The organism is Arthrobacter sp. NPDC089319, assembly GCF_040684925.1.
In the GTDB taxonomy this organism is placed as follows: Bacteria; Actinomycetota; Actinomycetes; order Actinomycetales; family Micrococcaceae; genus Crystallibacter.
The window spans coordinates 67,160-81,080 of sequence record NZ_JBFBGZ010000013.1; the positions used below are offsets into that span (position 1 = coordinate 67,160).

General features: G+C 65.5%; 13 protein-coding genes. 8 read left to right on the forward strand and 5 right to left on the reverse strand.

Annotation, left to right across the window (positions count from 1 at the left end; genetic code table 11):
* The first annotated feature begins 71 nt into the window (after positions 1-71).
* Complete coding sequence (locus AB0N75_RS16540; RefSeq protein WP_364652039.1) at positions 72-1,118, forward strand: NAD(P)-dependent alcohol dehydrogenase; 1,047 nt, start codon at positions 72-74, stop codon at positions 1,116-1,118.
* A gap of 86 nt (positions 1,119-1,204) precedes the next feature.
* Positions 1,205-2,428, forward strand: coding sequence for a DUF4232 domain-containing protein (locus AB0N75_RS16545; RefSeq protein WP_364652040.1), 1,224 nt, complete (start codon positions 1,205-1,207; stop codon positions 2,426-2,428).
* A gap of 104 nt (positions 2,429-2,532) precedes the next feature.
* On the opposite strand, the gene AB0N75_RS16550 is transcribed toward AB0N75_RS16545, so the two are convergent.
* A complete protein-coding gene (locus tag AB0N75_RS16550) occupies positions 2,533-3,096 on the reverse strand; it encodes a dihydrofolate reductase family protein (protein WP_364652041.1) in 564 nt (187 codons plus the stop codon).
* A 173-nt stretch (positions 3,097-3,269) separates the two neighbouring features.
* Complete coding sequence (locus AB0N75_RS16555) at positions 3,270-3,746, reverse strand: hypothetical protein (RefSeq protein ID WP_364652042.1); 477 nt, start codon at positions 3,744-3,746, stop codon at positions 3,270-3,272.
* Positions 3,747-3,967: 221 nt separating this feature from the next.
* Between AB0N75_RS16555 and AB0N75_RS16560 the strand changes: the two genes are divergently transcribed.
* Entirely contained in the window at positions 3,968-4,552 is a 585-nt protein-coding gene (locus tag AB0N75_RS16560) for a TetR-like C-terminal domain-containing protein (RefSeq protein WP_364652051.1), read from the forward strand.
* 729 nt (positions 4,553-5,281) lie between these two features.
* Positions 5,282-6,307 (forward strand): LLM class flavin-dependent oxidoreductase, encoded by a 1,026-nt coding sequence (locus tag AB0N75_RS16565; protein WP_364652043.1) that lies wholly within the window; start codon positions 5,282-5,284, stop codon positions 6,305-6,307.
* A 96-nt stretch (positions 6,308-6,403) separates the two neighbouring features.
* On the opposite strand, the gene AB0N75_RS16570 is transcribed toward AB0N75_RS16565, so the two are convergent.
* The 3 genes from AB0N75_RS16570 to AB0N75_RS16580 all read right to left on the reverse strand — a co-directional run bounded on the left by AB0N75_RS16570 (position 6,404) and on the right by AB0N75_RS16580 (position 9,605).
* On the reverse strand, positions 6,404-7,468 hold the full coding sequence (locus AB0N75_RS16570; protein ID WP_127512413.1) for an ATP-dependent DNA ligase: 1,065 nt from the start codon (positions 7,466-7,468) through the stop codon (positions 6,404-6,406).
* 295 nt (positions 7,469-7,763) lie between these two features.
* The gene (locus AB0N75_RS16575; protein WP_364652044.1) at positions 7,764-8,531 is read right to left on the reverse strand and encodes an acyl-CoA desaturase; all 768 of its coding nucleotides are present in this window, start codon (positions 8,529-8,531) and stop codon (positions 7,764-7,766) included.
* Between the two features lie 204 nt (positions 8,532-8,735).
* Positions 8,736-9,605, reverse strand: coding sequence for an IclR family transcriptional regulator (locus tag AB0N75_RS16580; protein ID WP_364652045.1), 870 nt, complete (start codon positions 9,603-9,605; stop codon positions 8,736-8,738).
* A gap of 127 nt (positions 9,606-9,732) precedes the next feature.
* Between AB0N75_RS16580 and AB0N75_RS16585 the strand changes: the two genes are divergently transcribed.
* Genes AB0N75_RS16585 through AB0N75_RS16600 form a run of 4 tightly spaced genes read left to right on the forward strand, consistent with a single transcriptional unit; the run spans position 9,733 to position 13,508 of the window.
* Positions 9,733-10,695, forward strand: coding sequence for an ABC transporter substrate-binding protein (locus AB0N75_RS16585; protein ID WP_364652046.1), 963 nt, complete (start codon positions 9,733-9,735; stop codon positions 10,693-10,695).
* Between the two features lie 9 nt (positions 10,696-10,704).
* A complete protein-coding gene (locus tag AB0N75_RS16590; protein WP_364652047.1) occupies positions 10,705-11,913 on the forward strand; it encodes a cytochrome P450 in 1,209 nt (402 codons plus the stop codon).
* Between the two features lie 21 nt (positions 11,914-11,934).
* On the forward strand, positions 11,935-12,249 hold the full coding sequence (locus AB0N75_RS16595; protein WP_364652048.1) for a 2Fe-2S iron-sulfur cluster-binding protein: 315 nt from the start codon (positions 11,935-11,937) through the stop codon (positions 12,247-12,249).
* Between the two features lie 2 nt (positions 12,250-12,251).
* Entirely contained in the window at positions 12,252-13,508 is a 1,257-nt protein-coding gene (locus tag AB0N75_RS16600) for an FAD-dependent oxidoreductase (RefSeq protein ID WP_364652049.1), read from the forward strand.
* Positions 13,509-13,921 lie beyond the last annotated feature (413 nt).

The window sequence follows — 13,921 nt, forward strand, 5'->3', positions numbered from 1 at the left end:
TTGCTGACTAATTCCGGCGGTGCGTAGGGTGGCTGACGGGGCATCATCAGAACCGATCGAAGGAGTGGAGCATGCGCGCTGTAGTGTTCGAGGAATTCAAGACGTTCCCCACGATCAAGGACGTGGAGCGGCCGAAACCGCGGGCCGGTGAGGTGCTGCTGAAGGTGGCCGGCGCCGGCGCCTGCCATTCCGATGTGGCGATTTACAACGACTTCGAAGCCGGCGGACCGGGTGCCGTGCCGCCGCCCTTCACGCTGGGGCACGAGAACTCCGGCTGGGTGGAGGAACTCGGCGAAGGTGTTGAAGGGTTCAACCTTGGCGACGCCTATCTGGTCTATGGACCGATCGGCTGCGGGCACTGCAAGGCCTGTTCGCGCGGCCAGGACACCTACTGCGAGAACGCTGCCAAGCTGCCGTACCTCGGCGTGGGCCTGGGGCGCGACGGCGGGATGGCCGAGTATGTGAGCGTGCCGGCGAGGAATCTGGTGCCCTTAGGCGACGCCGACCCGGTGGCGGCAGCGCCGCTGGCCGATGCGGCGCTGACCCCGTACCACGCCATCAAGCAGTCGCTGCCGCAGCTGGCCGGCGGCGGCAAATATGCGCTGGTGATCGGACTCGGCGGGCTGGGGCAGATCGCCGTCCAGATCCTGAAGGCGCTGACCGGTGCCACGGTGATTGCCACGGACATGAAGGAAGACGCGATGCGCAAGGCCGAAGAGGCCGGCGCGGTGACCGTGCCCGGCGGCGAGGGGCAGGCGGAAAGGATCCGTGAGATCACCGGCGGCCGCGGCGTGGATGCCGCCTTCGACTTTGTGGGCGTCGGCCCGACCGTCAAGACGGCCGCCGCCTCGATGGCCCGGCTGTCCCGGTTGACCGTTGTGGGGATCGCCGGCGGCACCCTTGAATGGAGCTTCTTCACCAACCCGTACGAGTCGGTTGTGACCAACACCTACTGGGGAACCATCGAGGACCTGCACGAAGTGGTGGACATGTACAAGGCGGGCCAGATTGTGCCGGAGGTCCAGCGCTTCGGCATGGAGGAGGCGCTGGAGGCCTACCGCAAGCTGCAGGCGGGCGAAATTTCCGGCCGGGCCGTGGTGGTCCCGCACGGCAGCTAGCCAAAGACCTGGCACGACGGCGGTGGGTCGTGGCTGCGGCGGGCGGCCTACCGCGGCGGTTAAGCGGCCTCGACTACGCTTGCCCCGTGACTGAGTCCCGGCGCGCGGCGCCCACTTCCCGCCGTCCGGCTAGCTCCCGACGGCGCGCGGCGCTGGTCCTTGCCGTGGCTTCTTCGGCGGTGTGGTTGCTGACCAGCGGGGTCTTTGCCCTGTTGGCGGCCAGCGGGCGACCGTTGACGATGAGCGTGGTCGGTCTGGTCTTTCCGGCCACCTTGCCGGCCTGGCTGGCATCATCGGTGGCGCCTTGGCCGTTGGCGGCGGTGCTGGTCGCCGCCCTCGCGGTCGGCGGCGCGACCTTCGCCCTGGCGCCGCTCGCCACCGCCGCTGCCGACGGCGCTACCACGGCGGCCACAAGATTGCGCCGCGGCACATTGACGCTGGCGCTGTGGTTCATTGTGATTCTCGCTGCGGCAGCGACCGGCGGGCTGGTTGCCCTCGGCGGGATCGCCGCGGACTGGCCGCCTGCCCGATTGCTGCAACTGGCCAGCCCGGTGGTGCCGGCGGTATCGACGGCAGCATATTGGGGTTTGGCCTGGGGATGGCTGCCGGCCGTCCTGGCGGCCCGCCCGCTGCTGCGTCAAGCCGCCTCCTCAGACCTGGTCGACTCCGCTACCCGGAGCGAACCGGGGTTTCCGAGCTGGCTCCGGCCGGTCCCGGCTGTGTTGTTCGCGGTGCTGTTGATCGCCGCCTTTCCGCTGGCGCAGAACGCGAATCAGGCTGCAGCGCCGGCGCCGCCGGCTGCCGAACCGCTGCCCGAGCCTGTGATCTACGGTTCGCCGCTGGTCTCGGCAGCCGTTGAATCCGGGGCACCGGAATCACCCACCCCCGAAGGCGAGCCGTGGTGCACGGGCGGGGACACCGCCGTCGTTCTGGGAGGGGGCGATGCCGCAACGGGACACCGCGCGCAGGAACTGCGGATCAGCAACACCGGCGAAGCGGCCTGCCTGCTGGCGCGCTACCCGGACATTGCATTCGACGACGAGGGCGGGTCCGCGATGAGTGTGCTGGTTTTCCGAGGCGGTACCTTCATGACGGACGACCCCGGGTTGGAGCCGGTCATGTTGCAGCCCGGAGCCTCCGCGCGGGCAGTGCTGGGCTGGAATGCGATGGCCACGGCAGGCGACACCCCGGCCGGTGCCGTGCTGGTGGCGCCGTATGCGGGCACCGACCGGGAGAAACTGCCGGTGGCGCTGGATATTGTCAACGGCGGTGCCGTGGCCGTTACCGCCTGGCAGGCCGTCGACGGATAAACGGCCGAGGAACACCGGGTTCGCGGTTCTATGCCGACGCTGGCGAAACGGAGCTGGCCCCGGTGTAGCCGCTCGGGTGGAGGTTCCCCCTACACCCCGGGTATTCAGCGTCTGGTCACGTACCTCGTCAGGAGCACGCCGCCGGGAAACTTCCGGGTCTCCACCAGATCCAGGTTCACCCAGTCGTCCAGGGCTGTGAAGAACGGCGTGCCGCCGCCCACCAGGACGGGGTGGGTGGCCAGCGCGTACTCGTCGATCAGCCCGGCCCGCATGGCCGCCGCAGCGAGGGTGGCGCCGCCGACGTCCATGGGGCCGCCATTCTCGGTCTTGAGCCGGGTGATCTCGGTGACAGCATCGCCGCTGACCAGGCGGGTGTTCCAGTCGACTGCGCTGGTCGTCGAGGAGAACACCACCTTCGGCATGTCGCGCCAGCGGCGGGCGAACTCGATCTGCCCCGGTGTGGCGCCGGGCTGCTGGTCGGCGGTCGGCCAATCGGAGCTCATCGTCTCCCAGAGCTTGCGCCCGTACAGTGCAAGGCCTGTGGCCGCCACTCGGTCGGACCACCACTGGAACAGCTCGTCGCTCGGCACGCTCCAGCCGAGGTCGCCGCCGGGCGCCGTGATGTAGCCGTCCAGGCTCAGGTTCATGGCGAAGGTCAGTTTCCGCATGGTTTCAGCTTCCTGTGAGTCGGCATTCGGCGAACAGATGTTCAGGCGGTCCTTCGCAGTTTGGATGGGCGGCACGTGGGATATGCACGACGTCAGTGTGAGCGTGCGTGCAACCCGTAGGCAAGAGTCGCCGTGCCGTGATGCGTCTGCCCGTAGGAGGAGTGGCAGGGCGGTCATCCGACGATGGCCAGCACGATGGCCGCGACCCCGAACGGGATGTCAAGCACAAAGCAGAACTCGGCCAGCGACCGCGGGACCACCGTGTTGCGCCGCCAGTGCACGTAGTCCCAAGCGGCGTGGCTGGCCAATGCGACACCGGCTAGAACGAGACCAAGACGTGGGGCGACCAGGACGGCGACGACGGCCACGCAGCTGAAGCCGAGCATCGCCAGCCCCTGGGCGGTGAGGGGACGGATTTGGGCCCGGCGCAGCACGCCGACCACGACCAGCACGGCCGCGAAGCCCGCCAACCCCACCCACCAGGAGATGCCGGCAATCTCGCTGACGGTGACCACGATCGACGCGACGGGGATCGCGGCCCAGCCGATCCATGGTCGCCCCAGCGCGGCTGCGGCCAGGTAGCAGCTAGCCGCCGCCGCCACCGTGATGGCCACCGCCCCGACGGCCACCCCGGTGACGATCTGAAACATGGCAGCGGCCAATCCCAACGCTAAGGGCCAGTACGCCAGTATCGGCCGCCCAACACGGGCACCATCAGCGGCCTCGGTTGCTGATCGATTCGTCGACGTCATGACGCAACCCTCGATTTCTCGGTAACGCGAAGATCCTCGCGGTAGTGACTATACGCTGGGCGTGGAAATTAATGCAAGGAAATTCGCGTTATGATTCGGGCATGGATCACGGACGAACCATGCAGCGACCAGGAGGGCGGTCGGCACGTGTGCGCTCTGCCGTCCACACGGCAGTGCTAGAGCTGTTGGAAGCGCGCTCGTGGGAGGAGCTGAGCGTCCCGCTGGTGGCCGAGGTGTCAGGGGTGCACCAAGCCACGATTTATCGAAGGTGGGGGACGATGTCAGCCCTACTGAATGACGTGGTCAACGAGTGGTCGGCCTCGACCGCGTCGCTTCCCCGCACCGGTTCTTTGCGCGACGACCTCCACATTTACGCCGCGGCGGTCGCGAAGTCGCTGAGGGATGGGAACGTTCCGCTGATCCTCCGGGCCGTGGTCTTGGAGATCCATCCGGGAGAACGGCGCAAGGCTTCGCCGGCCTTCGTCGAACGCGAGCGTCAGCTGCAATTGATGCTCGACCAGTCGGAGGAGCGCGGCGAAGCGGTGCCAACGCTAACGGAACTTCTGGAGCTGGTCGTGGCGCCCTTGTACTTCTATGCCCTATTCACCGAACCGAGGACCGAGGCGGAGGCGGCACGTCTCGTCGACCGGCTACTCGATATCGTCGCCCACCGTGGCCCCGACGCCACGGCGGCGAGCTCATAAGCGCCGCTGTACCTGTGACAGCCAGACCTCCAGGTCCGTGGGGCGGTGGAACACTACAACGGGCGGCATGGCCGGATCTGTCTGCATGATCTTTATGTGCCGCCGCTTGCGCGGAAACGACTGAAAATGCCATCGAACGATTGAATCCTTGGTGAAGAGCTGGCTCAGTGATTCGGTATTTCCGTTGCAGACACTCTGGCCTGTTAGAGCCCTCAGGACTGACCGACGCACTACTCGCGCCAAGGACAGCCAGCGGGGGTAGTCCAGGGCAACAACCAACTCCGCACGGGACAGGACGATGTCCCGCCACGCTCCATAGGCGGTGTCGAGGATCCAAAGGTCCCCAGAAGCGATTTTTCCGGCAATCTCCCGTTGTTCCTCGACGCTGCGCTGCTTCCATCCGGGTAGCCATCCGATGTCATCGTCAGCTGAAAACTCCGGTAAGCCTGACCGCGCAGAGTATTCACGGGCAGCGGAGGACTTACCGCTGCCCGTAACGCCGAAGAAGAGAATTCTGGAAGGGGCTGCCGCCGATCTCGTAGAGGACACAGCGACCAAGATGCCATACATGCACGGGGTGAGGACACTGTTCATTAGCGTCTCCGGCTTCTCTGAGCCCAAAGTGTCTGACGCGGCCTTCGGCCCAGACAGGGCCGCCCGGATACCGAACGTCGCGCGACGGAACCAGCTGAACGGAATCAGCGGGGCAGCCGCGGTGTTGAGCCGGATGTGAAGCGTCTAGGATTTCTCTCGTTCGGCCATTGGAGCCCGGCTGTCGGCTCGCCCGTCCCCACCGCTGCGGAGGGCCTGCTGCAGAGCATCGACCTGGCCGTGGCCGCGGAGGAGGCCGGCGTGGACGGCGCGTACTTTCGCGTGCACCATTTTGCCCGCCAGCAGTCCTCGCCCTTTCCGCTGCTGGCCGCCATCGCCGCGCGGACCAGCCGGATTGAGATCGGCACCGGCGTGATCGACATGCGTTATGAAAATCCGCTGTACATGGCCGAAGAAGCCGCTGCCACGGACCTGATCAGCGGCGGCCGCCTGCAGTTGGGCATCAGCCGGGGGTCGCCCGAGCCGGCGCTGAACGGCCCTGCTGCCTTCGGGTACCGGCCGGCCGAGGGCGAGACCGACGCGGACATGGCCCGCCGCCACACCACGGTGTTCCGCCGCGCCATCACCGGAGCGGGAATGGTTCCGGCGGACCCCAACCATATGCAGGGCGGTCATACCGGCATGCTCCCGGTGGAGCCGGTCTCACCGGGGCTGCCCGAGCGGATTTGGTGGGGCGCCGGGTCCCGGGCCACCGCGGTCTGGACCGCCGAGCAGGGGATGAACCTGATGAGCTCCACGCTGCTGATCGAAGACACCGGTGTGCCGTTCGACCAGCTCCAAGGCGAACAGATCCACCTGTTCCACGAAGCCTGGCAGCAGACCGGCCATGCCCGTTCCCCGCGCGTGTCCGTGAGCCGCAGCGTGATGCCGATTGTGGACGACGAGGACCGCCGCTACTTCGGGCTGCGCGGACAGACCGACCAGCATGACCAGGTCGGCGTGCTGGATGGCACCCGCGCACGGTTCGGTAAGAGCTACATCGGCGAGCCGGACAAGATCGCCGCAGCGCTGGCCGCGGACCAGGCAGTGCAGGCCGCGGACACGGTGTTGCTGACCGTGCCGAACTACCTGGGCGTGGACTACAACGCCAAGCTGCTGGGCAACATCGTCCAACACGTGGCGCCGGCCGCCGGCTGGCGCTGACCTTGATCAAGCGGACGGATCTGGCCCCTTACAGCGGGTGTGTGGGCCAGATCCGTACAGTCATTGCCCAGATGCGCACGCTGGAGCAGGGTCGAGCTACAGCAGCACGTCGTTCAGGTCGTAGGTGACCGGCTCATCCAGCTGCCCGTAGGTGCACGATTCCGGATCGCGGTCCGGCCGCCAGCGGACAAACTGCGTGGTGTGCCGGAAGCGCTCGCCCTCCATGTGGTCGTACTTGACCTCCAGCACCCGCTCCGGCCGCAGCGGCACGAAGGACAGGTCCTTGCCTCCGCTCCACCGGCTGCCCTCGGACGTGAGCGGCGTGCGCTGGCCGGCCTCGTGCTGCTCCCGGTTCCAGGGATGGTCGTTTGAATCGGCGATCAGCGGCTGCAGCTCCTCGAAGAGCTCCTCGCGCCGCTTCATGCTGAATGCCCCGGCCACGCCCACATGGACCAGCGTTCCGCCGTCGTTGTAGATGCCCAGCAAGAGCGACCCCACCCGGCCCGGGCCGCTCTTGTGCACCCGGTAGCCGGCGAGCACGCAATCGGCGGTGCGCTCGTGCTTGATCTTGAACATGGTCCGCTTGTCCGGCTGGTATGTGCCGTCCAGCGGCTTGGCCACCACGCCGTCCAGCCCGGCACCCTCGAATTCGTGGAACCACTTCTCCGCCAGCGCCGGATCGTCAGTGGTCCGGGTCAGATGGATGGGATTGACGACGGCGGAGAGCGCCTTCTCCAACGCGGCACGCCTTTCCTCGAACGGACGGGAGGTCAGGTCTTCGTCGCCGAGTGCCAACAGATCGAACGCCACGAACCGGGCCGGCGTCTGCACCGAGAGCAGCTTGACCCGGCTGGCCGCCGGGTGGATGCGCTGCTGCAGCATCTCGAAGTCCAGCCGGTCGCCGCCCTCGCCCACCAGGATGATCTCCCCGTCCACCACGCAGCGTTCCGGCAGCTGCTCTCGGAAGGCCTCCACCAGTTCCGGGAAATAGCGGGTCATCGGCTTCTCGTTCCGGCTGCCGATCTCCACGGCATCGCCGTCGCGGAAGATGATCGAGCGGAAGCCGTCCCACTTCGGCTCGTACTTCATTCCGCTGTCGGGGATCTTGGCAACGCCCTTGGCCAGCATGGGCGGTACGGGCGGCATCAGCGGCAGGTCCATGCGCCCATTCTCGGTGTTGGTCAAGCCGGTGTCCATGCCCTAGGGGACGTGGATGGGGTTGACGGCCCGCGTGGGAATCCCGGTGGCATCGTGGCACCTATGCCTGCGGCGCCTGTCAGTGGATGCTAGGCCCGGCGATAAATGTCCGCCACCGGACAATGAAACGGGTCAGAAGCGGCTATTCCGACAGCGCCCAGATAACGGACAATGGCCGCGTATGACGCCAGCAGACTGGTCTCCGTGTACGGAATGGAATGTTCGCGACAGTATTGGCGAACCATCGGCGCCGCCTTGCTCAGGCAAGGACGGGGCATATCAGGGACAGGTGGTGCTCGGTCTGGCGGTTCAGGCCGCCCATCAGCACGTCCATGATCCGGCCGCCGCGGATATTACGGGAGGCTGTCACCTGGCGGGTGACGAAGTCAGGCCGGCTGGATTTGGGATAGATCGGCATGCCCTTGTGGTTCGGCGCAAACGACGCGCCCATGTAGAAGCCAAAAACCGCCATCTGAACGCCAATGAACGCGAATGCCTGCCCTAACGGGAGCAACGAGAAGACAACCGCGAGCAGCAACGCGGCGCGGCCAGCTAGGATGCTCAGCTCCAGCCAGCGGTGCTCAACTTTGTCCTGCCGGATCAGGTACTTGAAGGAATCGGCATAGAGGCTGAAGCCTAGGAACGGCAGCAGCGGAAACAACAGGAGGCCTTGGAGCCGCGTGAGGCGGGCCTTGACCCCGTGGCGCCCGGCCGCAGCGTCCGGATGGAACGCGATGGAGCCAGTCTTGATGTCCGGGTCCTTGTCCACGGTGTTGGGAAATCCATGGTGTCTGGTGTGCTTGCGCATCCATATGGCGTAGCTGATGCCCACCAGGCTGGTGCCGACCAGCCGGGCCGCCCATTCATTGACCCGCTTGGACTTGAACACCTGACGATGCGCTGCCTCGTGGGAAAGGAACGCGAACTGGGTGAATAGCGCCCCCATCGCAGACGCAATCAGCAACTGGTACCAGCTGTCACCGAGCAGGGAGAAGCCAGTCCAGGCCGCGGCATGCAGGGCCAGCAAGACCGTGAAGAGGGTGATGTAGTACCAGCGGCAGCGATTCTGCAGTCCTGCTCGCCTGATCTTTTCCGCTAAAGCGAGATAGCCGGCGGCAATATATGGACATAGTGACGACGGCGGTGCCGGCAGGCAGTTGCGCCGATGGCCTGAGAAGTGTTGTTCGGAACGAAAGATCAGCAGATGGGGATGTCGGAAGAGACGCTCCGCTCAGCGGCGGGACCGCGGGCGCGGCGCGCTGGGCAGATATTCCATCGAATCGAGCGAGGAGCTCACCAGCGTCCGGTAGCGGCCGCCGGGAGGCGCGGCGGGGTCATGAGGGGGAGCGTACGCGGCATGGAGATCCTTGCTGATGGCCTGTGCCGCGGCTTGGAGCAGCCGCACGAACCCGGTGACAGGCGCGTCATCGTTCGGCACCACCACGCTGACTGCAGCGACCACCACGTCGTTGACCCCGCGGATGGGAACAGCGATTCCGCGCGCCTCAGGATGGATGTAGCCCCTTCCGCAGGCGTAGCCGTCGCGGCGGATCTGCTGCAGCAAGCCGCGCAGGTCTTCCGGGCTCTGGACAGTCTGATCCGTGTACCGGAACAAGTCGCCGGCCAAGAGCTCGTCTTGGAATCCGTTGTCGGAGTGGGCCAGCAACACCAGGCCGCTGCTGGAGGCATGCAACGGCAGCCGGCCGCCTACCAGGGTCACGTTCACCACTGCGTCCCGCGCGGATAAGCGCTCCAGAAAGAGCACCTCGTGCCCTTCCAAAATCCCCAGCTGGGTATGCTGGCGCACCCGAGACTGGACCTCCTGCAGGTACGGTTTGGCGATCTCACGCAGCCCCAGTGCCCCCGGTGTCCGGCACGCGATTTCCCACAGCCGCACGCCCAAGCGGTAGGTCTTGTCCGGCTGGCGTTCCAGCAGGCCGAACTGTTCCATCTCGGCGACCAGCCGGTGGGTGGTCGCCAGTGCCAGCCCGCTCCGAACAGACAACTGCGACACGGTGAGGAACACTGCGTCGACGTCGAACGCGGCAAGGATCTGCATGATCCGGCTCAAAGCAGAGCGTCCGGCTGACGACTTTGCCACAAATTTTTCCTTTCATCGGAAAGCACCCTGTTGGGTAATTGTGGCACAGCTCATAGTTCTGTCAGGCCTGCACACGGGCCTGGCTCAATAGACGAAGGGCGATTAGGCCCGCTGGGGAAGGATAAAGATGCTTCAACGGAGAGACATCACCAAAGCGACATTCTTCGCATTGATGACTACGGCTGCACTCGCTTTGAGTGCCTGCGGGGGCGGGGCCTCAAGCGGTCAAGCCGCGGCCGGTTCCGAATCAATTCGCGTGGGCTACTTCCCACTTGCCCACACTTCTACCGTTGTCAACGCCGATGAGACAGGTATCTTTTCTGACAACGGTTTGGATGTTGAGCTCGTAACGACGCAAGGCGGCGCTTCGGCTATTCCGGCCCTGATCTCCGGTTCTGTGGACCTTACCTACGCGAACTACACCTCGGCGTTACTGGCCGCGGAGCAGGGCTTGCCGATCAGGTTGGTGGCTGGGAACGACGTCGGCAAAGGTGATCATGGGATATTCGTCGCTGCGGATTCTGACATCGCAAAGATCTCCGATCTCAAGGGAAAGACTTTTGCTGTAAACAACTTGCAGAATATTGGCACAGTGGCCATCAACGCCTTGCTGGAGGACGCCGGACTGGAGACATCGGATGTCGACCTTGTGGAGATGCCGTACCCGGATATGCAGGCCGCGCTTGAACGCGGCGCGGTGGATGCCATTTGGCAGGTAGAGCCGTTCCAGGCCAGTGCCAAAGAAGCTGGCCTGGTCAAGATTGGAAACCTGTTTTCGGGTCCGGTTGAGGACATGCCGGTAGCTGGCTGGATTACCACGGAGGCTTTTGCGAAGGAAAACCCGGAAGCTGTCGCCGCTTTCCAAGAATCCATCGTGGCGTCGGCTGAGGACCTTCAGGACAACCGAGAGCGGCTTGTCGAGCTAGTGCCAACCTTTACCAAAGTGACGGCAGCCGTGGTCGAGGCCGCGGAAATGCCCCGCTTCCAAGGCGAGCTGGATGTGGCGCAATTGCAAAAAACCGCCGACTTGATGCTCAAGTACAAAATCACCGGTAGCGAGTTGGACGTCCAGTCGCTCGTCGCCGAGTAGGAGAATCCCATGACCACCGAAACTGTCACCTCCAACGCGCCGGTGCTGGACCTTGATCCGTTCAGCGACGACTTCCTCACCGATCCGTACGACGCGCATGAGCAGATGCGCGAAGCCGGTCCGGTCTTTTGGCTGGAGCGTTACGGGGTCTATGGTGTGGCCCGCCACGATGAAGTGGCCCGGGTGCTGACCGATCACGGAACCTTCGTCTCCTCGCGCGGCGTGGGCATTTCCGACTTCGTCAAGGAAAAGCCGTGGCGGCCGCCGAGCTTGTTGCTGGAGGCAGACCCCCCGCAGCACACGAAGGCGAGGCAAGTGGTCACCAAGATCCTGACGGTGAAGCTGCTGCGCTCGCTGAAGGACGGTTTCCAAGCCCACGCGGATGAGCTAGTGGCCCGGGTTGCCGCACAAGACGGCGTCGTTGATGGCGTCCATGACCTTGCCGAACCCTATCCGCTCGCCGTGTTCCCGGATTTCATCGGCCTGTCCAAGGACGGCCGCGAGAACCTGCTGCCCTACGGCTCGATGGTCTTCAACACCTTCGGTCCGCGCAACGGCCACTTCGAACGCGCTCTCGAGCGTGGAGCCGCAGCGCAAGGCTGGATCATGGAACAGTGCCGGCCCGGTTCCCCGGCGTCGGACGGGCTGGGCGCCAAGATCCACGCCGCTGCGGCCGAGGCCGGGTTCAACGAGGAGGACCAAGCTAAGCTGCTCCGCTCATTCCTCTCCGCGGGAGTGGACACCACAGTGCACGGCATTGGCAACGCGTTGCAGTGCCTGGCGGAGAACCCGGAGCAGTTCGCGGCACTGCGGGAAGACCACTCGCTGGCCCGGGCTGCCTTCGAGGAAACCGTGCGCTACTCCTCACCTGTGCAGACCTTCTTCCGGACCACCAACAAGGACGCCGAAGTCTCCGGCATCGCGCTGCCGGAAGGATCCAAGGTCTTGATGTTCCTGGCCGCTGCCAACCGGGATCCGCGCCAGTGGGAGAACCCATCCGCGTTCGATATACGGCGCAAGGCCGCCGGGCACGTGGGCTTCGGCTTCGGCATCCATGCCTGCCTGGGCCAGATGCTGGCCCGGCTGGAAGGTGAGTGTTTCCTGACGGCTCTGGCCCGGCACGTGTCCCGGCTCGAACTGGCCGGCGAGCCCCAACAGCAGCTGAACAACACCCTGCGCGGCCTGGACAGCCTCCCGCTGCGCCTGACCGCCGCCTGAGCCCCACCGGAGGATTGAACCATGCCTAAAGTAACCTTCATCCAGCCCGACGGCATGCAAAACGTGCTGGACGCCGAGGCCGGCACCAGCGTGATGCGTACGGCTGTTTCCAACGGGCTCCACGGAATCGTGGCCGAGTGCGGCGGATCGGCCATGTGCGCTACCTGCCACGTCTACGTGGAAGATGGCTACCTGGACGGGCTCCCGGAGATGAGCGAGGTGGAGGACGAGATGCTGGACTGCACCGCCTCCGAACGCTGCGCCAACAGCCGGCTCTCCTGCCAGCTGCCCGTGGTGTCCGACCTCGCGGTCCGGCTCCCGGACGCGCAGGTCTGACCATGGCGATGGATGCAGGCACCCTGATAATCGGCGCGTGCCAGACAGGAGTGCAGCTGGCAGCGAGCCTGCGCGAGTTGGGCGACACCTCGCCCATCACTTTGGTGGGGGAGGAGCCCCACGCCCCGTACCAGCGCCCGCCGCTGTCCAAAGAACTGCACCGCGGAACCATTGATGTCGCTGCGCTGTCCCTCCGCACCGCGGGCTGGTACCAGGGCCAGGACATCTCACTGATCACCGGTGAGCGGATTGCCCACCTCGAACGGAACAACGACGGCGGCGTCGCGACCTCCGCAGGCGGGCGCACCTTCCGTTTCTCCCGGCTCGCCTTGGCCACCGGCGCCGCCGTGCGACGGCTGCCGCTGGAGGGCGCGGAGCTGGACGGCGTGCACTATCTGCGCGATGCCTCTGACGCCGTGCGGTTGGCTGCGGATCTGGCGACCGCCAGGGATGTGGTGGTGATCGGCGGTGGCTTCATCGGCTTGGAAGTAGCCGCCGGTGCCCGCGCCGCCGGAAAGCGCGTCACGGTCCTGGAGGCTGCGCCACGGCTGGTGGGCCGGGCCGTGGCGGAGGAGACCAGCGAGTACTTCCGTGCTGCGCATCAGCGCCGCGGCGCGAACGTGGTGCTGGATGCGCGGATCAGCCGGTTGGCCGGCGCCGACGGGCGGGTGGCTGGCGTCGAACTGGCCGATGGGACCCAGGTGAGCGCCGACGTCGTGCTTATTGGTGTTGGCGTGGTTCCGCGCACGGAACTGGCCGAGCAGCTGGGACTGGCCGTGGAGAACGGAATCGTGGTGGATGAGTTCGGGTTGTGCTCGGACGGAATGACCGTGGCGGCTGGCGACTGCGCCAGCCTGCCCAACCCGTATGCCCGGGGCAACGGCGGCCGGGTGCGGATGGAATCCGTTCCGCACGCCATGGAACATTCGAAAGTCGCTGCGGCCACACTCCAGGGCCGCCGCGAGCCGTATCGGATGTTTCCGTGGTTCTGGTCGGACCAAGCGGACATCAAGCTGCAGATCGCAGGCCTCTCCGCCGGTTTCGATGAGACAGTGCTGCGCGGCGACCCTGAGGCGGACAAGTTCTCGCTGCTGTACTACCGGGAGGGCAGGATCATCGCCGCCGATTGCGTTAACTCTGCAGCCGACTTCATGGCCGTGCGGAATGCCTTGGCCCATGGGCTGGACATACCCGCCTCGGCGGCCTCGGATCCGGGTGCAAGGTTGAAGCACTTGGTCGTGGAGCCTGCGCTCAGTTGAGCGAACGTTCCACCACACTGGCTCTATCTATTAATACGCCTCATTCCGTACGCGGCAGGGCTGATATCAGTTTGGCTTCACACTGGTCCAAGTCGCTTCACCCCGTAAAACGCCCTATGTCAAGACCTTGCTGCGCAGGTCAATAAGGAGCCACAGTTTTCGTGAACCTCACATGCCTTTCCGCTCTTCCGTACTTCCCATCCGCCTGCGGGCCGCAACGCAAAGCGACTATGACCTTGGTCGATTCTGGTGGAACGCTATGAAGCAATTGGAGAAGCCTTATCAGGACACAGACAATGCAGCCCCAGTAGCTGCTGTCATGAGCGCTCCGGCGGTGACAACGGACAGCCAGGGCGCCGCGGCCAGTCGTTCGCGTAAACGCCCGGCGAGGAAGCGGCCCACCAAGCAGCTGC

Bases quoted from the DNA above. Each gene is read 5' to 3' on its own strand.
- AB0N75_RS16540 (WP_364652039.1), top strand. From the start codon at position 72: ATGCGCGCTGTAGTGTTCGAGGAATTCAAGACGTTCCCCACGATCAAG.
- AB0N75_RS16550 (WP_364652041.1), bottom strand. From the start codon at position 3,096: ATGCGGAAACTGACCTTCGCCATGAACCTGAGCCTGGACGGCTACATC.
- AB0N75_RS16555 (WP_364652042.1), bottom strand. From the start codon at position 3,746: ATGTTTCAGATCGTCACCGGGGTGGCCGTCGGGGCGGTGGCCATCACG.
- AB0N75_RS16560 (WP_364652051.1), top strand. From the start codon at position 3,968: ATGCAGCGACCAGGAGGGCGGTCGGCACGTGTGCGCTCTGCCGTCCAC.
- AB0N75_RS16570 (WP_127512413.1), bottom strand. From the start codon at position 7,468: ATGGACCTGCCGCTGATGCCGCCCGTACCGCCCATGCTGGCCAAGGGC.
- AB0N75_RS16585 (WP_364652046.1), top strand. From the start codon at position 9,733: ATGCTTCAACGGAGAGACATCACCAAAGCGACATTCTTCGCATTGATG.
- AB0N75_RS16590 (WP_364652047.1), top strand. From the start codon at position 10,705: ATGACCACCGAAACTGTCACCTCCAACGCGCCGGTGCTGGACCTTGAT.
- AB0N75_RS16595 (WP_364652048.1), top strand. From the start codon at position 11,935: ATGCCTAAAGTAACCTTCATCCAGCCCGACGGCATGCAAAACGTGCTG.
- AB0N75_RS16600 (WP_364652049.1), top strand. From the start codon at position 12,252: ATGGCGATGGATGCAGGCACCCTGATAATCGGCGCGTGCCAGACAGGA.